14 protein-coding genes are annotated in these 18,742 nt (G+C 61.1%); 13 read left to right on the forward strand and 1 reads right to left on the reverse strand.

Features of this window, described 5'->3' with window-relative positions:
* The first annotated feature begins 274 nt into the window (after positions 1-274).
* From BLV11_RS09545 to BLV11_RS09570, 6 genes are all read left to right on the forward strand, one after another.
* Positions 275-1,435 carry a zinc-binding dehydrogenase gene (locus BLV11_RS09545; RefSeq protein WP_091812957.1) on the forward strand — a complete coding sequence of 387 codons (1,161 nt, stop codon included), beginning with the start codon at positions 275-277 and terminating at the stop codon, positions 1,433-1,435.
* Positions 1,436-1,782: 347 nt separating this feature from the next.
* Positions 1,783-2,844 carry an AraC family transcriptional regulator gene (locus tag BLV11_RS09550; RefSeq protein WP_091812959.1) on the forward strand — a complete coding sequence of 354 codons (1,062 nt, stop codon included), beginning with the start codon at positions 1,783-1,785 and terminating at the stop codon, positions 2,842-2,844.
* Between the two features lie 279 nt (positions 2,845-3,123).
* Entirely contained in the window at positions 3,124-5,061 is a 1,938-nt protein-coding gene (locus BLV11_RS09555) for a DUF1302 domain-containing protein (protein WP_217634556.1), read from the forward strand.
* Between the two features lie 25 nt (positions 5,062-5,086).
* The gene (locus tag BLV11_RS09560; RefSeq protein ID WP_217634557.1) at positions 5,087-6,445 is read left to right on the forward strand and encodes a DUF1329 domain-containing protein; all 1,359 of its coding nucleotides are present in this window, start codon (positions 5,087-5,089) and stop codon (positions 6,443-6,445) included.
* Between the two features lie 81 nt (positions 6,446-6,526).
* Positions 6,527-7,654: a sialidase family protein gene (locus BLV11_RS09565; protein WP_091812964.1), complete on the forward strand. Its 1,128-nt coding sequence runs from the start codon at positions 6,527-6,529 to the stop codon at positions 7,652-7,654.
* Positions 7,651-10,020: an efflux RND transporter permease subunit gene (locus tag BLV11_RS09570; protein WP_217634558.1), complete on the forward strand. Its 2,370-nt coding sequence runs from the start codon at positions 7,651-7,653 to the stop codon at positions 10,018-10,020. Before BLV11_RS09565 ends, BLV11_RS09570 begins: the two co-directional genes overlap by 4 nt.
* 104 nt (positions 10,021-10,124) lie before the next feature.
* Here BLV11_RS09570 and BLV11_RS09575 read toward each other — a convergent pair whose 3' ends face one another.
* The gene (locus BLV11_RS09575; RefSeq protein ID WP_091812966.1) at positions 10,125-10,811 is read right to left on the reverse strand and encodes a Crp/Fnr family transcriptional regulator; all 687 of its coding nucleotides are present in this window, start codon (positions 10,809-10,811) and stop codon (positions 10,125-10,127) included.
* Between the two features lie 113 nt (positions 10,812-10,924).
* Here BLV11_RS09575 and BLV11_RS09580 point away from each other — a divergent pair, with 113 nt between their 5' ends.
* From BLV11_RS09580 to BLV11_RS09610, 7 genes are read left to right on the forward strand one after another with little or no spacing between them, the layout of a single operon-like run.
* Entirely contained in the window at positions 10,925-12,472 is a 1,548-nt protein-coding gene (locus tag BLV11_RS09580; RefSeq protein WP_217634559.1) for an arylsulfatase, read from the forward strand.
* Between the two features lie 23 nt (positions 12,473-12,495).
* On the forward strand, positions 12,496-13,473 hold the full coding sequence (locus tag BLV11_RS09585; protein WP_091813242.1) for an AAA family ATPase: 978 nt from the start codon (positions 12,496-12,498) through the stop codon (positions 13,471-13,473).
* 11 nt (positions 13,474-13,484) lie between these two features.
* The gene (locus BLV11_RS09590) at positions 13,485-14,432 is read left to right on the forward strand and encodes a DUF58 domain-containing protein (protein ID WP_091812968.1); all 948 of its coding nucleotides are present in this window, start codon (positions 13,485-13,487) and stop codon (positions 14,430-14,432) included.
* Entirely contained in the window at positions 14,429-14,923 is a 495-nt protein-coding gene (locus BLV11_RS09595; protein WP_091812970.1) for a DUF4381 domain-containing protein, read from the forward strand. The genes BLV11_RS09590 and BLV11_RS09595 overlap by 4 nt, the downstream gene beginning before the upstream one ends.
* Positions 14,910-15,923 carry a VWA domain-containing protein gene (locus tag BLV11_RS09600; protein WP_091812973.1) on the forward strand — a complete coding sequence of 338 codons (1,014 nt, stop codon included), beginning with the start codon at positions 14,910-14,912 and terminating at the stop codon, positions 15,921-15,923. The genes BLV11_RS09595 and BLV11_RS09600 overlap by 14 nt, the downstream gene beginning before the upstream one ends.
* Positions 15,916-17,406 (forward strand): VWA domain-containing protein, encoded by a 1,491-nt coding sequence (locus tag BLV11_RS09605; RefSeq protein ID WP_091812975.1) that lies wholly within the window; start codon positions 15,916-15,918, stop codon positions 17,404-17,406. Before BLV11_RS09600 ends, BLV11_RS09605 begins: the two co-directional genes overlap by 8 nt.
* On the forward strand, positions 17,403-18,707 hold the full coding sequence (locus tag BLV11_RS09610; RefSeq protein WP_091812977.1) for a BatD family protein: 1,305 nt from the start codon (positions 17,403-17,405) through the stop codon (positions 18,705-18,707). Before BLV11_RS09605 ends, BLV11_RS09610 begins: the two co-directional genes overlap by 4 nt.
* Positions 18,708-18,742: the final 35 nt, after the last annotated feature.

Consider the following 18,742-nt stretch of genomic DNA (forward strand, 5'->3'; position numbering starts at 1 on the left):
GGGACGTCTTCCCCGGACACCGCATTCGATGGTCTCGGGGGGCGGTAACCTTCAGGCAACGGGTCGGTAACGGTCGATTCGGAGGGAAAAACCGGGAACTGCACGGCGCACCAAATTCATTGGTTAAAAATTACCCAGAACTATGGCCAATAAGGCGTGTCAATGAGTTACCAAACCTTGCCATTTTCTTGTTATTTAGCGACACCTACCGTGGCGCCATTTATCTAGCTATTGGCGTGGTTGGGGAAGTAAGCGAGCCCGGATTTAACCGATCATGGCCTCATGGGTGATAGAACAGGGCAGCGCTCTGTCTGCTGTTCTTCGTCATAACAACACCAGCGAGGAGAAAACCATGCGCAGTGCGATCGTCGAAAACAACAACCTCAAGATCGTGGATCTACCCGAGCCCAGCCCCCGTGAAAACGAACTGCTGGTCAAAACACTCGCCTGTGGCATATGCGGATCCGACCTGCATTGCCGACACCACGCCCATGAACTGGCTGACAATTCCCGCCAGATTATCGGCAGTTCAATTATCGACACCAGTCAGCCGATCCTGATGGGCCATGAGTTTGTGGGCGAGGTGCTGGAATCCCGTGATCCTGGCTCTCCGTTCAGGGAAGGCGATCGGGTCGTATCGCTGCCGTTCCTGATGCGTGAAGAGGGACTGGTTTCGATTGGCTTTGGCTCGCCGCAGGTTCCCGGCGGTTTCTCCCAGCAGATGCTGGTCGACGGGCGACTGACCATGAAGGTTCCCAACGGACTCGACACCGGCCTGGCGGCGCTGACCGAGCCCATGGCGGTGGCTCTGCATGCGGTCAACCGCGGCGAACCGAGCCGTCATCATGTGCCTCTGGTCATCGGCTGCGGTCCCATCGGACTGGCCATCATCGCCATTCTCAAGATGATGAACATCGGCCCCATCGTAGCCTCAGATTTCTCTAAGGCTCGTCGCGACCTGGCTCGTAAGGTCGGCGCTGACGTGGTGGTGAATCCCGCCGAACACTCCCCTTATGAAAGCTGGCAGCAGGCTGCTGGCACCGAAAGCGCCGACGAATTTGGCCCGATTTCTCCCCTGCTCGGCGGCGCTGGCCTGAGGCCTTCGCTGATTTTCGAATGCGTCGGTGTTCCAGGCCTGATCCAGAACGTCTGCGCAGGCGCACCTTATGGTGCCCGGGTGGTGGTGGTCGGTCTGTGCATGGAGCAGGATGCCATGGTGCCGGCCTTCCCGATCCTGAAAGAGCTGGATATCCGCTTCGTCAGTTTCTACAGCGCTGAAGAATTTGGAGCCACGCTGAACTATCTGGCCAATGGCGAGCTTGACGCGTCCGCACTCATCTCGGATACCGTGGCCCTCGATGATATTGAAAGCGCCTTTGACCGCCTTGGCACGCCCGAAAGCGACATCAAGATACTGGTCACGCCAAACCAGTAACCGTCAACCGTTACCACTGTCGTGATTTGACAAATGGTTGGCACATTTAATCAATGCTGCCAACCTCGTCAAACGTATAGTGGGGCCCTGCATTTATGATTTGTTGCACCCTGACTTGCCGCTGACTCCAGTGGCTTTTTTTTGCCCTGAATAAAGAGCTGCGATAGCCAGCATCCAAACTGTCCCGCTCGCTCCTGTCTCAAGCGCGTTGACGCGACAGCCTCTGAATCACACCTGCCCCCTCAGATTGAAGCCAGCCATGTTTGCAAACTACGCCATGACTTGACCAATTCTGCCAGCGGTTGCTAGCTTAAAAGCACAACGACACAATAAAAAAGACCACCATCATGCACAAGACAGACCTTACCAGGGCCTCGTCCCTGGCCCGCTTCGATGAGTTCTGCGCCAAATACGATCTCGATTACCAGGCAATGCTGCGGCAGTTCAAACTGCCGCTGGATCTGCTTGAACAGCCGGACTCCCTGATTTCCTATTCCCGGATGACCCGTATGCTGGAGCATTGCGCCAAGGTCACAGACAATCCGCTGTTCAATGTTGAATACGGCGTCTTCCAGGGCGCCAGCGTATTCGGGCGCATGCTTTATCTTCTGAAAAATGCCCAGACGGTCGGCGACTCTCTGACCGAGCTGATGCATTACTATCACCTGCACTCAAACGCCGGCCAGGTCACTTCAACCATCGAAGGCAAGATGGTGATCGTCAGTTATGAACCCGTCCTGCAGGAAGGCATCCCCATCCGCCCGGCCGTGGATGTAGCCCTGGGCGTAGGCAAATCGCTGTTTAAAATGCTGCTGGGTTCCCACTGGCAACCCGCCGGTGTGCACTTTCGCAGCGGCCCCAGTTGCCCGCCCCAGAACTACAAGCGGATACTGGGCATCACCCCGCAGTTCAACAGCACGACCAACGGTTGGGTGTTTGAATCCCGGCTGCTGGACCTGCCCCTGAGCGATTCCGACCCGGCACTCCACAGCCTGATGCAGGAACACCTCGAAAAGATGGACGCGCTGTCATCCCGGGAACTGCCCGCCTACTTGCAGCAACTGATCAAGAGCCTGCTGCCCAACGGTCGTGTCACCATCGACCTGATCGCCAACTACATGATGCTCAGTCCCCGCTCCCTGCAACGGTACCTGTCTGAGGAAGGCACCTCATTCCAGAAAGTGCTGGACGAAACCCGTCAGTCAATGGCGCAACGCTACCTGCGGGAGTCTGCTATCAGCCTGACCCAGCTTGCCGGCATTTTGGGCTATTCCGACCTTCCCGCCTTTTCACGCGCCTTCCAGCGCTGGTATCAGCTTAGCCCGCGGGAATGGCGTAAAGAGCATGGCATCGGGCCCTCATCGCGACTGCGCCCCCAACGCCAGAACAGGCCAAACTGGCTGCGCTGAACAACGTTCGCCAACGGCCTGAATTCCACCCTCCCCACCCCTTGATCCGGCGACCCCAGGTGACCGGATCAGCCCCCTTTCCAAGCCCCGAATCGGGGATTCTTACTATTGCAAAATCTGTAAAAGCATTGTCAGAAAAGCCACCTTGGCGCGATATGCCAATCGATTGGCAACGTTAAGCAAGTTTCAAGTGAGCAATCTCTGGACACTCCCTCCTGAGTCGCAAAGACAACTAATTCGACTCCCCCGACCAGGACAACAACAATTCCGGAGGACTCAATGCCAAATTCCGTCCATGGCAAAGGCAACGGCAACAGCCGTGCTTCAACCACCACAGGTTTTCCCATCAGAATTCTGCCACTGGCAATCGCCCTGGCGAGTGCCAACACTGCCTTGGCAGCCAACTTTGACCTCGGCCCGGTATCCGCCACCGCCAGCGGCTCTATCTCAGCCGGCGCACTGATGAGCATGGAAACCGCCGCCGGACGCTGGACCAACGCCCGCAACGCTGAACTGATCGGCGCGGAATTTTCCGGCGATGCCAACCCTTGGGGTGCCGTAGAGGCCGACGACAGCCGCCTCAATTGGGAGAAGGGCGACATCGTGTCTTCACCCGTGACCCTGCTGGGTGAGCTCGAACTGAAATACGACCGCTACGGATTCTTTATTCGTGGCAAGGCCTGGTACGACTACACCCTGGACAACAAGAAGGTGCCTCACGGCAACTCCCTGAACCTTTACCAGCGCAACGCCACCCTGGAAGATGACGGTTTCCATGATCTCGCCCAGTTCAAGGGTGTTGAGCTGCTGGACGCCTACGTCTACGGAGACTTCGACGCCGGTAGCGTGCCGGTACACGTTCGTGTCGGTAACCAGGTGGTCAACTGGGGTGAAGGCCTGTTCTTCCAGAACGGGATCAACGCCATCAACCCCATTGACGTAGCGGCCTTCCGCCGTCCGGGTTCCCAGCTCAAGGAAGCCCTGCTGCCCACCCCGCTGGCCTACTTCAACGCCGGACTCACCGACAGCCTGAGCATGGAAGGTTTCTACCAGCTGGCCTGGAACGAAACCGTACTCGAAGGATGCGGCACCTTTTTCTCAGGTATCGACTATTTCCCGGGGGATTGCTATGGGGTCAGCCGCAAAGGTCCGGGCACCCCTTACCCGAACCCGGCAGACTACAATGACGCCGGCGCTTACGCCCAGGGATCGTACATCCGCCGCGGCCCCGACTCCGAACCCAGTGACAGCGGGCAGTTCGGTCTGGCCCTGCGTTACTTCGACTGGGAGCTGGGCGCGGAATTTGGCCTCTATGCCATGCAGATCCATAGCCGCACTCCCCAGCCGTCCGCCATTCTGAGCTCTGACCCCAACAAGAATGCCCCGAACAACCCGGGTTGGGAGTACAACGGTGTTGATGGTGGTACTGCCGACAGCGCCTACTACTTCAAGGACTATGCGGAGGACATTCGCGTCTTTGGCGTCACTGTGTCGGCCAACGTTGCCGGCTGGTCAGTCTTCGGTGAATACAGCTTCCGTCCGAACCAGCCGATCATCTACCACACCGGCGACACCGTTCCGGATATCTTCGGTGCTACCGCCAATCTCGATGCGCTCGGCGCTCCGCTGACCGGCGCAGTACTGGCTGCGGCGCCTGGTTCGGTATTTGAAGGCTATGGCCGTGAGAAGGTGTCCCAGCTGAGCATTGGGGGCATCCAGACATTCTCCCAGGTACTGGGTGCTGACGACCTGGTGTTCATCGCCGAGGCCGGCATGAAATATGTCCACGACCTGCCCTCCCTGGACGAAGTCCGCTACGGCCGTCCGGATGCCTTCGGCTCCAATCTGGCGGCCAGCCAGGGTGAGGGTTCCGTTGGTTGCAACCTGGGTGTCCATCCGCAGTATCAGGGCCGGGTGTGCAGCGATGACGGTTTCGTCACCGACTTTTCCTGGGGTTACCGGATGCGCGGCCAGCTCAACTACAAAGGCCTGATGGCCGGCATCAACGTGTCACCGTTCGCCGCCTTTGGTCACGACGTCGAGGGTTACTCCCACGATAACAACTTCGTCGAAGGCCGGCTGCTTGGCAACGTTGGGGTCAAAGCCGACTACCTCGCCAAGTACTCCGCAGAACTCAGCTATACCACCACCGGCGGCGCTTTCTGGAGCCAGAACGACCGCGACTTCCTGGCCCTCAGTGCCCGGATGAATTTCTGATAGTCACCACAACAAGAACAGAGGATTGATCATGAACAAGCATCTGCTCACCGCAGCAATTCTCGGCGCCTCTCTGAACCTGGCTTCTGGCCAGGCGGCCGCCGCGATGACCGCAGAAGAAGTAGCCCGTCTGAGCGCTGATCTGACACCTGTCGGCGCCATCCGCGCCGGCAATGCCGACGGCAGCATTCCGGAGTGGACCGGCGGCCTGACCACCCCCCCAGCCGGGTTCGATCGCGAACAGGGTTACCCCAATCCGTTTGCCGACGAGGAGCCGCTGATGGTCATTACCGCAGCGAACATGGACCAGTACGCCGACCGCCTGACCGAAGGCCATAAGGCCATGCTGGCCCGCTTTCCCGACAGCTACCGGATCCCGGTCTACCCGACCCACCGCACCGCGGTTATCCCTGCCGAGGAACATGAGATTATCCGCAGCGAAAGTCCGACCGTCGAGCTGGCCCCCGGCGGTAATGGCCTGGTGAATTTCAACCAGACCAACGTGCCCTTCCCGATACCCAAGGAGGGTATCGAGGTCATATGGAACCATCTGACCCGCTATCGTGCCAGCGGCTACCGCGATTACCCGACCGAAGCCGTCGTTCAGGGCAACGGCAGCTTCACCCCGGTGGTCCGGGAACGCCGCCTGACCATGGCGGCCGCAATGGACGACGCCGAGGACAACCGCCTGTTCTACTACTGGAACAAGGCGCTTGAGCCCACCAGCGTCGCCGGCTCACAGCTGCTGGTACACGAGCCCATCAACCACATCAGCGAGCAGCGCCTGGCCTGGCGTTACAACCCTGGTGCACGTCGCGTCCTGCGCGCGCCGGAAGTAGGCTACGACTCACCGCCTATCACCAGTGACGGCCTGCGGACCAACGACTCTACCGACATGTTCAATGGCGCCCCGGACAAATACAACTGGGAACTGGTGGGCAAACAGGAAATGCTGATTCCCTACAACACCTACCAGCTGGCAGACAAAGGCCTGGCCTATACCGACATCATCGGTGCCGGCCACATCAACCAGGACCTGACACGTTACGAGTTGCACCGAGTCTGGGTGGTCGAGGCGACCCTCAAGGACGGCGAGCGCCATATCTACTCGAAGCGTCGTTTCTACATTGACGAAGACAGCTGGAGCATCGCCCTGGCCGAAGACTACGACGGTCGCGGTGAACTCTGGCGTGTCGAGGAAGCGCACCAGATCCATTACTACGATCAACTGGTTCCGGCCCACCACCTGGAAGCCGTATACGACCTCCAGAGCAACCGCTACATCGCCTACAACCTGCAGAACGAAGAGCCGGTTGTAGAGTTTGGCCCGCAAGGCAGCGTCGGCGACTACAGCCCCGCAGTCCTGCGTCGCCGCGGGCGCTAAACCACCGATACGTTTCTGAAATTTCCACATCGTTAACGGGCGGGGACGCCGTTCCCCGCACGCCTTCCCAGGATCAGAACAATGAAAAAGCATCTGCTCTGTGCCTGTCTGACAGGTATTGGATTTCTCACGGCCAGCCATGCTGCCCTTGCCGAGCCCCTCGCGGACCGGCTGGAGCGGCCGGCAAATCAGTCGCCACTGGCCGACCGTAAACTGTTCACCGATCTCGCTGTCGCCGACGGCAACAGCATCGGTGTGGGCGCCGAAGGCGTCGTTCTCACCCTGCCTGCAGAGGGCGGCATGCACCAGGGCGACGTCCCTGTTGACCTGCTGCTGACGGCAGTGGACTTTGCCAATGCCAGCCTCGGCTGGGCCGTCGGCCACGACGGCGCCATTCTGGTCACCAACGATGGCGGCCGCCGCTGGCAGAAACAGATTGATGGCACCCGCATTGGCGAGCTCATGCTGAGCGCCGCCGAGGATGCCGTCCGCGTACTGGAAGACGCCACCGCAGCCACACCGGATGACGAAGATCTGGCCCTACGCCTTGAAAACGCACTGTTCCGGCTGGATGACATCCAGGCCAGCCTGGAGTACGGCCCGGCACTGCCGCTGATGGACGTTGAGTTTGTTGATGACCGCACCGGCTTTGCCGTCGGCGCCTTTGGCATGGCACTGGTGACCCGTGATGGCGGCCAGTCATGGCAGTTTATTCCAGGCCTTGAAAACCCGGACAGTTTCCACCTCAACGCCGTCATCAGCCCCGCTCAAGGCGTGGTTCTGATTGCCGGTGAAAATGGCCTGCTGTTCCGGTCCAGCGATAACGGCCAAAGCTGGGACGCTCCTCAGGAAGTCGGTACCGATTCCCTCTACAACTTTGTCGCCGGTCCCAAGGGTGAGCTGTTGGCCATGGGCTTTGGGGGGTCACTGCACCTCAGCCAGAACCACGGCGTTACCTGGACCCCGCTGGACACCGGCACGTCGGACACCCTGTTCGGCGGTACCGCACTGAGCAACGGCGGCATGCTGCTGGCCCAGCGGGGCGGTCTGCTTTACACCGAGAATTTTGAACAGTTCCGGGTCTGGCCAGCCCCCGGACGCTCGATCTGGATGGATGTGGTGGAACCCTCTGCCGGCCAGCTGATTCTCGCTGGCCAGGCAGGCATCAAGACCCTGTCCCTTGAAGAGATCATGGGAGGCCTGCAATGAACAGCGCAAACCCGATGTCCACACCGCCCAACGCCACCGAAAAAGGAGCCGGCAAAGGTATGGTTACTTTTTTTGAGCGCCTGATTTTCAGGAACCGGCCACTGGTTCTGCTGTTTTTCCTGGTGGTCTCGATTTTTCTCGGCTACAAGGCGCTGAGTCTGCGGCCTGACGCCAGTTTCAACCGGATGATCCCCACCGGTCATGAGTACGTTCAGAACTACCTGCGCTGGGAAGAAATGCTGGCCCCACAGAGTAACGTCCTGCGGGTCATCGTTGAGAACGAGAGCGGCTATGTGTTCAACGCGGAGTACATGGAAACCCTGCGCGAAGTGACCGATGCGATCTTCTACCTGCCCGGCGTCGACCGAGGCAACCTGAAATCGCTGTGGACCCCCAACGCCCTCTGGACCGAAGTCACCAACGAAGGTCTGCGAGGCGGTCGCATCATCCCCGACGGTTACGACGGCAGTGAGCAATCACTGGAGCAGGTGCGCATCAACAGCCAGCGGGCCAACATGATTGGAACCTTTGTCGCGAACGACATGACCTCCACCATCATTCGTGTTCCGCTGACCGATGTGAACCCGGACACCGGCGAGCCGCTCGACTACGGCCAGTTCACCCAGCTGTTCGAGGAACAAATTCGCGACCGCTTTAACGACCAGGGCGTCACCATCCGCGTGGTCGGTTTCGCCCAGATCATCGGTGACCTGATTGCCGCCTCGGCTGACATTGCGTTGTTTTTCGCGGTCACGGTGGTCCTGATCTCGGTGTTGCTGCTGCTCTACTGCCGCTGCTGGCGCAGCACCGCTGTCACCGTGTTCACCTGTATCCTCACCGTGATCTGCCAGCTTGGCCTGCTGACGTACCTGGACTTTGGCCTTGATCCCTACTCCATTCTGGTGCCCTTCCTGATCTTTGCGATTGGTATCAGTCATGCCGTGCAGAACATCAACCTGATGATCAGTGAGATGAGCAAGGGCTCGACGTCCCTGGAAGCCTCCCGCGCCACCTTCCGTGCGCTCTTCGTTCCCGGTTCATCCGCGCTGATTGCCGACGGCGTTGGTTTCGCCACCCTGATGGTGATCGACATCGGCGTGATCCAGCAACTGGCCATCACCGCCAGCCTGGGGGTCTTTGTGGCCCTGTTCACAAAGATGTTCCTGCTGCCGGTGCTCATGTCCTACGTCGGTGTCAGCAAGGCCGGTCTGGCGCAGCAGAAAAAGCGCAACCAGTCCTCATGGCCGACCTTCCGCCGCATTTCCTCGCTGGTGAAACCGAAGTTCGCGATCCCGACCCTTGCCATCGGTGTGGTTCTGCTCGGCCTTGGCTACTACGAATCCCGTGACCTGAAGATTGGCGACCTCGACCCCGGCGCGCCGGAATTCCACGCGCAAGCCCGCTACAACCAGGACAACGCCTACATCCTCGACCATTACACCGCCAGCACCGATGTCTACCAGGCGATCTTCACCACGCCGCCAGAACAGTGCTCACAATTCGCCGCCGGCGACCTGGTGCTGCAATTCCAGGAGCAAATGCGTGAGATTGACGGTGTTGAGGCGGTGTACTCACTCTATGACCGCATGAAGTTCAAAATCATGTCCGTCAACAAGGGCAACCCCAAGTGGGCAGAACTCAATCGAAACCAGTACATCATGAACGATGCCCGAACCGGCGCGCCCGCCGAGCTGGTTGACCGCAACTGCAGCATTGCGCCAGTCACTCTGTACCTGGCCGATCACAAGGCGGACACCCTGGAACGGGTCACCGTCGCCGTGGAATCATTCGCCCGTCAGTTCAACACCGATGACTTCAAGATTCTGCTCCTTGCGGGTAACGCCGGCATTCAGGCCGCTACCAATGAAGTCATCGAATACTCGGAAAAGCTGATGCTGATTCTGGTGTTCGCCATCGTTGGCGCCATGGTCTGGATGGAGTTCAGGTCACTGAAGATTGCCTTCGCCCTGATGGCCCCGCTGTACCTGTCCACCGTGCTTGCCGAAGCGGTCATGGCCAATCTCGGGCTGGGGGTGAAGATCGCCACACTGCCGGTGATTGCCCTCGGGGTCGGCATCGGCGTGGACTACGGCATTTACCTGTACAGCCGCATGGACGGGTTCCTCCAGCAGGGCCACCGTTTCCAGCAGGCTTTCTTTGAAGCCCTGAAAACCACCGGCACTGCGGTCGCCTTCACCGGCGCCACTCTGGCCATCGGTGTGGCCACCTGGATCGCCTCAACCCTGAAGTTCCAGGCGGATATGGGCCTGCTGCTGGTGCTGCTGTTCGTGTGGAACATGCTGGGCGCTATCTTGCTGATGCCGCCGCTGGCGTCACTGCTGGTGGGCCGTAAATACGGCCGCTGACCCGGCCAACCTGCCGCCCCATGGTTCAGAGCACTGGGGCGGCCTTTCACCCCTCCTGGGTGACCCCATTGCCCGCAACGGGTCAATGGGTTTTTTCGTTTCGCCTATTCATCAGCCGCAATAAACGTTTCCAGGCCCGCCGGATCACTTAGCAATATCGAGCCGTAACGCAACTCTACCAACTCCTTCGCGACCAACAACTGCATGGCCCGTTGCGTGGCCTGCCGGGTGATCCCCAGCATGGTACCCAGCTGTTCCTGGGTAAGCCGCAACGACACCGGGTGATCAGTACGGCCATACTGGAACGCGGCGATAAACAGCAGTCGCCTGGCCAACCTCGCCGGAATGCCCCTCAGAGCATCGTCTTCGATCACCATCAACGCCGCCCGAAGACGCAGCCCCAGCTGCTGGATAATCACCGGATAGCACTGCGGGAACGCGGCCAATAGCGCCATGAAGCTGTCCGATGCGAACTCGATTATCCGGGTATCCTCATGGGCCACCGCCCCGAGCAGGCGGGGCGACTCCGGCCAGAACACGGCATCACCGAACCAGTTGTCCGGACCGCAGATCATCAGCGTTAATTCCTTGCCCGCGCGGCTGACGGTATTAACTCGCACCGCCCCGGACTGGATCACCACCAGTGTTTTGGGCGAACTGCCCTTGCTGTACATGGTCTGGTTCTCAGCAAAATCGCGAACCGTCGCCAGCTTCGCCGCCTGTGCCAACGCTTCCGGCGGCAGCCCCGCCAACAACGGGCATCGGGTGAGCGTATCAAGCACATCAGTCATATCGGATTGTTACTCTGATTGCAGTGTTTCAAGGATCACCTGTCTACACTCAGGATAAGCACCGTTAAAAATAAATCGGACAATAACCCCTCGTGCTTCGACAGGAGAACAAGATGATCTACAGAAGCCTACGCCAGCGCATGACCCGCGTACTCATGGCACTCCCCTTGCTGGGTCTTCACCTCGCGGCCTCAGCCGCCGAACGGCCGAACATCCTCGTTATCATGGGGGATGATATCGGCATTACCAACATCAGCAAATACAGCCATGGCATGATGGGGTTCCAGACCCCCAACATCGACCGTATCGCCAACGAAGGTATGATGTTCACCGATTACTATGGCGAACAGAGCTGCACCGCCGGCCGTTCCGCCTTCATTACCGGCCAGCACCCGATCCGGACCGGTCTGACCAAAGTGGGTATTCCCGGCGCGGCTATCGGCATCCAGCCGGAAGACCCGACCCTCGCCGAGCTGCTCAAGCCACTGGGCTACACCTCCGGCCAGTTCGGCAAGAATCATCTCGGCGACCGTGACGAATTCCTGCCGACCAACCACGGCTTCGACGAGTTCTTCGGCAACCTCTACCACCTCAATGCCGAAGAAGCGCCGGAAGATCCGGCCTGGCCTGACGATCCTCAGCTGGCGTCCCTGATCACCCCTCGTGGGGTCATCCGTTCCAGCGCCGATGGCGAGGTCGAGGACCTGGGTCCGCTGAACACCACCCGCATGGAAACCGTCGACGAAGAGTTCCTGCAAGCCTCACTGGACTTCATGGAAAATGCCCATGAAGAAGACCAGCCGTTCTTTGTCTGGTTCAACTCCACCCGCATGCATTATTACACCCATCTCCAGGATGGATCACGCGGGCTCTCCGGTCAGGGCTTCTATAACGACGGCATGGTAGAGCATGACAACCACGTTGGTTCACTGCTGGCCAAGCTCGATGACCTGGGTATTGCCGACAACACCATCGTGGTTTACACCACCGATAACGGCGTCCACTACAACCACTGGCCAGACGCCGGCATTACCCCCTTCCGCGGTGAGAAAAACACCAACTGGGAAGGCGGTTTCCGGGTACCGGCGCTGGTACGCTGGCCTGGCAAAATCCCGGCCAACACGATCTCCAACGACATCATGTCACACCTGGACTGGGTACCCACCCTGATGGCCGCAGCCGGCCAGCCTGACATCAAGCAGCAGTTGCTGGACAGCTACCAGGCTGACGACAAGACCTTCCGGGTTCACCTGGATGGCTACAACTTCCTGCCCTACCTCACCGGGGAAACGGAAGATGCACCCCGTAACGAATTCTTCTATGCCAGTGACGGTGGCGACATCCTCGCCGTGCGCGACGGTCCCTGGAAGCTGGTCTTCGCCGAGCAGCGCGCGCACCGCTTTGATGTCTGGTCCGAACCGTTTGTGAAGCTGCGCGTTCCGAAAGTGTTCAACCTGCGTCAGGATCCGTTCGAGCGTGCCGATACCGACTCCAACTCCTATCAGGTCTGGTGGGACCGCAAGATCCAGGCACGTGGCATGGCTACCCTGATTCTGGTCAACCGTTTCCTCAACACCTTCAAGGAATATCCGCCCCGTCAGCGGCCGGCGACGTTCACCATTGACCAGATGATGGAACGGTTCCTGAACTACCAGCAGTAATCATGGCCAAGGCAGGACAGATGATGGATACACGAGAGTCGATTGTCTCACTCATCGCACAGCTCAATGCCGACATCCTTGGCCAGGAGGCGCTGATCGAACAGCTGGTCCTCGCCCTGCTGGCCGATGGCCATGTTCTGCTCGAAAGCCTGCCCGGCCTCGCCAAGACCCGTACGGTCAAAAGCCTGGCCCAGTGTCTGGATGCGACGATGAGTCGCATCCAGTTCACTCCCGACCTGCTGCCCTCGGATCTGACCGGGTCTGAGGTGCTGCATTACGCCGATGGCGTACAATCCCTGCAGTTTGAGCCCGGTCCCCTGTTCGGCAACCTGATCCTCGCCGATGAAATCAACCGTGCACCGGCCAAGGTTCAGTCCGCGCTGCTGGAAGTGATGGAAGAGCGTCAGATCACCGTGGCTGGCCACAGCCACCGGATGCCGGATCTGTTCATGGTGCTGGCAACCCAGAATCCCATCGAGCAGGAAGGCACCTATCCGCTGCCCGAGGCCCAGATGGACCGATTCCTCGTCAAGGTGGTACTGGACTACCCCAGTCACGACCGCGAGTGCGATATCCTTCGGCTGGTGCGTTCAGAACAGCACGCCGCTGTTTCGGGACACTCCCGCCAGCTGCCGCCGATAGCCGCAGACACCGTGCTTGCCGCGCGCCGCGACATTGCCGGGGTGTTCGTATCACCCAAAATCGATCAGTACATTGTCAGTCTGGTACAAGCGACCCGCCCGGAATTTGCCCCCGATGGCGAACTTCGCGGCTGGCTCAGCACCGGCGCCAGCCCCCGTGGCGCCATTGCCCTGGATCGTGCTGCCCGCGCCCACGCCTGGCTGCATGAGCAACCCCATGTGACACCCGAGAACGTGCGTGCCGTTGCCCTGCCCGTGCTGCGCCATCGTCTCAGGCTGAGTTATGATGCCGTCGTCGATCGGGTCAGTGAAACGCAGGTCGTCACCCGGCTGCTGGACCGGGTTGCGATACCGGCCTGAGGACAGCCACCATGCCGGCACGCCAGGATGACATCCGCCAGGTCTTTGCCAGCGTCGATCAGCTGATGCGGCTGGAGGCAGACGGCCGACTGCCCGATTTCCATGGCCGCCAGCGCGCCACCAGCCAGTTGGCGGGCCGTCACGGTTCCCGTATCCGTGGCCGAGGTCTCGACTTCGACCAGTTACGGCACTATCAGCGCGGCGACGACCTCCGTCATCTCGACTGGCGTGCCACCCAACGCACCGGCCATCCCTTTGTCCGCAGCTTTGCCGAAGAGCGTGACCGACCGACCCTGGTGCTCTGTGACCAACGCATGGACATGCTGTTTGGGTCGTCCCTGTTGCTGAAAGCCACCGCGGCCGCACACGTGGCCGCGGTGGCTGCCTGGGTGGCCTTTCACGCCGGCGACCGGGTCGGCGGCATCGTGTTCACCGACCAGTTACTTGATACAGTAACGCCCCACCGCAGCCGTCAGCGGGTCAGCGACCTGTTGACCCGGATTGCCCGTCACAACCAGGCCCTGAGCACAGACAACACCACCCCGCGCAACGAAGGTCAGCTCGACCGGGTCATTTCCCGCTGCCTCGCCACCGCCCATCACGATCAGACCGTCTGCATCGTCAGTGATTTTGCCGGGGTCAGCGAACGCACCCTGGGCCTGCTTCGGCAACTCGCCCAGCACAACGATGTGCTCGCGTTCCAGATCTATGATCCCCTGGCCGTGGATTTGCCCCGCTCCGGGGTGGTCACCGTTGCCGAGGACGAGGCCAGGGTCACCCTGGATTTTGGTCACGACCGAAGCCGGGCCGAACTGGCCAATTTTCTCCAGCAACGCTTCCACGAAGTCGACGACCTGCTCAGACGCAGCCAGGTTCCGCACCTGAAAATCAGTACCGCAGAGCCGAGCGTGCCTCAGATACGTCAGGCGCTGGGGCTGCAGCGGGAGCAGCAGCCATGAACCTGAACCGCGAGTTGGCCAGCCTGCAGGAATTGCCGCCCCCCCCGCTTCCAGCCCTATGGCCGCAGACCTGGGGCTGGCTGGTACTGGCCCTGTTGGCGTTTGCGGTCATCGGCACCGCCCTGGTCATCTGGCTGCGGCGACGCCGGGCCAACCGTTATCGCCGTGAGGCGGCGCTGGCCCTGGAATCCCTGTGGCGCCAGTGGCAGGCCAACCCAGAGGACACCGGCCCACTTCGGGATATACCAGAACTGCTGCGCCGCGCGGTGTTTAGCCGCCTCGGCCGCAACGTCCCGGGTGTGACCACTGCCACCGGCGCCCACTGGCAACAACTGCTCAACCGTATGGCTCGTACACCACTGTCACCGGGGTTTACCGATCAACTTGCTTTGCTGGCCTATGGCGGCGACCGGGAGCTGCAAACTCTCGATGTCACCCGTCTGGTGGCTGAATGCCGGCACTGGCTGGAGAGCCACCATGATCCTGTTTGACGCCCCCTGGGTCTGGCTGCTGCTGCCTCTGCCCTGGCTCGGCTATCGCTGGCTGCCGGTCTACCGTGAGCAACGCCGGGCACTGCGGGTTCCGTTCACGGTGGCGTTTTCCGGCCGGATCGACTCCGCCCCCGGCAAGGGCCTGGAGTCACTGCCAGCCACGACCCTGCTCGTCCGCTGGCTGATCTGGATACTGCTACTGGCCGCCGCGGCACGTCCGGTCAGTCTTGAGCCCCCGCTATCGACCCTGGAACCCCGCCGCGACCTGGTACTGGCCATCGACCTGTCCGAATCCATGGCCGAGCGTGACGTCATTGGCCCGGACCATACCCGGATCGACCGGCTCAGCGCGGTCAAGGCGGCCATCACCACGTTTATCCACCAACGGGCGAGTGACCGCATCGGGATGGTGGGTTTTGGTGACGGCGCCTTTCCCCTGGCCCCGCCCAGCAGCGACCATGGCACCCTGATCCAGATGCTGGACGCCCTCGCCAGTGGCATGGCGGGGGCCAATACGGCCATGGGCGATGCCATCGGGGTAACCCTGAATCTGCTGGATGAGAGCCAGGCGCCGGAACAGCTGCTGATCCTGCTTACCGATGGCAACGATAACCGCAGCCTGCTTCCACCACTGCAAGCTGCAGCCATTGCAGCAGAACGGGGTCTGGTGATTCACACCATCGGGTTTGGCCAGCCCGGTGATTCCGTCGGTGATGGGGTCGATACCGAGACCCTCGCCCGGATTGCCAACGCCACCGGTGGCCAGCACTTCCTCGCCACCGACCCGCAGGCTCTGGCCCAGGTTTACCGGACCATCGACGGGCTCACCCCGGAAAACGCCGAAGTGATAACCGCACAGCCGCACCGTGAACTGTTCTGGATACCGGCCCTGATCGCCGTGGGCCTGTCAGTACTTCAGGCGCTGGCGGGCGCAGTGCCCGTTCGCTCTGACCACGGCCGGCAACAGCACGACGACAAGTCGAGGGCTGGCCATGCCTGAGGCCCTGCTTCAGTTCCACTTCCTCCGGCCCTGGGGGCTGCTGATCGTCCTTGCCGGAGCATTGTTACCCTTTGGCTGGCGCTGGCTCGGCCACCGGCGGGACGCTGCCAGCCAACTGATCGCGCCCCACCTTTTGCCGCACCTGACCCTGCACGCCGGCACTCGTCAGCGCCTTCGGCCCGTTCATGGTCTGAGTGCGCTACTGGTCATTACCGGGCTGGCCGTGTCCGGCCCGGCCTGGGAAAAGACCCTGCCAGCGGCCCTTGACGACCAGACCCGCCTTACCGTCATTCTTGACCTTTCAGAGTCCATGGGCCCCTCGCAAGGCAACAACACGCTTGCCCTCGGCCAGGCTCGCGTTCAGGCGCTGTCACACCGCCAACCGGGCTGGCATATCGGCCTCATTGCCTACGGCCACAGTGCTCACCGGGTACTACCGGAAAGCCGCGACAGCGATTTGCTGGCGCTCTACCTGAACTCCCTGGAGGCGGGGATGATTCCCGGCTCGGGACGACATCTGGCTGCTGCGCTGGCGCTCGCCACACCACAGCCAGCCGCCCTCCAACCGCCGCGTACCGTGATTGTGGTGACCGACCGGCTGGCGCCGTTAGCGCCCGAACTGCCAGCGACGGACAGCCAGGTGCTGGTGCTGGCCCCAGGGGCAGCACTGGCAACCACCACGGCCGCCTCCGTTCTGGATAGCCTGGCTGCGGAGGCGAAGCCCATGGGCTCGCTGGAGGACGATGTGCGCTGGCTGGAGCGCCAGGTACACACCCATGTCAGCCGTCATCAGACTCTCGACGAAACCCTGAAATGGCGTGATGGCGGCTACTGGCTGGTGTGGCCCGCACTGCTGCTCGGTCTGTTGAGCATCCGCCGGGGCTGGCGCCTGCAATACAGCCTGATTCCGCTGGTACTCACCCTTGCTCCGGCGCCCCCGGTCAGTGCCGACGCGTGGACCGATGCCTTCCTGACGCCAGACCAGCAGGGCCGGCTAGCGTTCGAGGCGGGTCGCTACAGCGAGGCCCAGCAACAGTTTCAGGATCCCTATCTGCGGGGATTGGCCGCCTATCGAGCGGCCGATTTTTCAGCTGCAGTGGCGCAGTTTCGTCAGCTCGACAGCCCCGAAGCCTGGTTTTACCTGGGCAACTGCCTGGCCCGCCAGCTGGAATTCAGCAAAGCGCGGGTCGCCTACAAGACCGCCCTCGACAAGCGCAGCCCCTGGCCCGCTGCAGAAGCCAATTTAGCGCTGGTTACTCGCCTCGGTGAGGCGCTGGACCAGCAACGCCAGGCCAGCCCCGACATCGGCGCCGACGATTTCCGCTTTGACAGCACCAACGACAACGGAGTCGCCACCGAACTGATGGAGCGTCCCGCCATGACCGGCAGCCTCTGGCTGGATAATCTCAACACCTCGGCCAGCACCTTCCTGAGACGGAAATTCGTGGCCGAACAACAGGCTTCGGCCGGGGAGCAGCCATGAGGGGATTCGCTGCACTGCTGCTGACCAGTCTGGCCACAGAAATCATGGCCGCGCCCCAGGTGATGATCCAGACCCGCCTTGAGCCGGAGAGCGGCCTGCGGGCCGGCCAGGCCATCCGTTATCAGGTCGATGTCCTCACGGACACCTGGCTGACCGCAACACCAGAGTTCAGCCAACTTCAGGTTCCCGGCACCCTGGTGGACTTCGAAGGCAGCCGCGGCCGCAGTATTCAACGCACCATCAACGGTAAACGCTATTTCGGTGTGACCTACAGTTATCGCCTGGTCGCGCTTGAAGCCGGGGTGATAACCCTGCCCGAACTGCAGGTGCTGGCTGCCGTGGGCCAGGCCGATGTTCCGGTCGCCGCCACGGTTCCGGAACGATCATTTGCGGTGCAGGCACTGCCCGGGCTCGAGGCCGATACGCTGTTGGCGGGCGATGTCCAGCTGACCCAGCAACTGGTGCCCGCCGGCAATCGGTATGACGCAGGCCAACCGCTGACCCGGCAGATCCGGGTCGTTGCCGAGCGGGCACTGCCCCTGGCGATTCCAGCCCTGATGCCCGCAGAGCCAGGGGCCGCCGCCGGCAACACCCTGACGGCCACCCCACTGCCGGCAAAGGTCAGACATCTGACCGACGGCCGTGGTCGCAGCACCGGTGGCGAGCGACTGGAACAGCTGCGCTACCTGCCGGAATCCGGTGGACAACACACCTTGCCAGCCCTCAGCCTGAGCTGGTGGGATATTGACGAAAACCGGATGAAGCAGAGTGAACTGCCGGCCCTGGAGATCGAGGTTATCCCACCGCCACAGAGAGACAAGGCTCTCGCCAGCGAACTGTTTTCCCTGTCAAAGCGCCTCGGCGCCTGGTCAGAACGTCAGCCCACCGGGCTTTGGTTCGGGCTGATCACCCTTTGTGCCGCAGCTGGCTGGGGGGGCCGCCGGTACAGCCGCCCAGCAAGGCGCTGGCTGGTGCGCTGGGGCCAACAGCGTTACCACCAATCCACGTTCATTGCCCGGTTCAGGGCGCAACGGCAACTGAAACGCAGTTCTCCGGTACTGGATGGCACCTACCAGCTGGTACGGCGTCTCGACGATCAGGCCACTGTCCGCGAGAGCTCACTCGATCCATACTCAGAGCAGGCCTTGCTCGACAGCCTCGACCACTACTACCGTCGCAATCCCGATCCTCATAGCGGTCGCCGGATGCTCAGCAAAACCTTGCGCAAAAAGCTGATGCCCCGGCACAACCGCCACAGACGAACCCGGGCTTCACTACCACCGCTGAATCCGGAACCATAAAAAAGCCCAGACCGAAGCCTGGGCAAAACAACAAC

This window comes from Marinobacter mobilis (genome assembly GCF_900106945.1).
Lineage (GTDB): Bacteria > Pseudomonadota > Gammaproteobacteria > Pseudomonadales > Oleiphilaceae > Marinobacter > Marinobacter mobilis.

Bases quoted from the DNA above. Each gene is read 5' to 3' on its own strand.
- BLV11_RS09545 (WP_091812957.1), top strand. From the start codon at position 275: ATGGCCTCATGGGTGATAGAACAGGGCAGCGCTCTGTCTGCTGTTCTT.
- BLV11_RS09550 (WP_091812959.1), top strand. From the start codon at position 1,783: ATGCACAAGACAGACCTTACCAGGGCCTCGTCCCTGGCCCGCTTCGAT.
- BLV11_RS09555 (WP_217634556.1), top strand. From the start codon at position 3,124: ATGCCAAATTCCGTCCATGGCAAAGGCAACGGCAACAGCCGTGCTTCA.
- BLV11_RS09565 (WP_091812964.1), top strand. From the start codon at position 6,527: ATGAAAAAGCATCTGCTCTGTGCCTGTCTGACAGGTATTGGATTTCTC.
- BLV11_RS09570 (WP_217634558.1), top strand. From the start codon at position 7,651: ATGAACAGCGCAAACCCGATGTCCACACCGCCCAACGCCACCGAAAAA.
- BLV11_RS09575 (WP_091812966.1), bottom strand. From the start codon at position 10,811: ATGACTGATGTGCTTGATACGCTCACCCGATGCCCGTTGTTGGCGGGG.
- BLV11_RS09580 (WP_217634559.1), top strand. From the start codon at position 10,925: ATGATCTACAGAAGCCTACGCCAGCGCATGACCCGCGTACTCATGGCA.
- BLV11_RS09585 (WP_091813242.1), top strand. From the start codon at position 12,496: ATGGATACACGAGAGTCGATTGTCTCACTCATCGCACAGCTCAATGCC.
- BLV11_RS09590 (WP_091812968.1), top strand. From the start codon at position 13,485: ATGCCGGCACGCCAGGATGACATCCGCCAGGTCTTTGCCAGCGTCGAT.
- BLV11_RS09595 (WP_091812970.1), top strand. From the start codon at position 14,429: ATGAACCTGAACCGCGAGTTGGCCAGCCTGCAGGAATTGCCGCCCCCC.
- BLV11_RS09600 (WP_091812973.1), top strand. From the start codon at position 14,910: ATGATCCTGTTTGACGCCCCCTGGGTCTGGCTGCTGCTGCCTCTGCCC.
- BLV11_RS09605 (WP_091812975.1), top strand. From the start codon at position 15,916: ATGCCTGAGGCCCTGCTTCAGTTCCACTTCCTCCGGCCCTGGGGGCTG.
- BLV11_RS09610 (WP_091812977.1), top strand. From the start codon at position 17,403: ATGAGGGGATTCGCTGCACTGCTGCTGACCAGTCTGGCCACAGAAATC.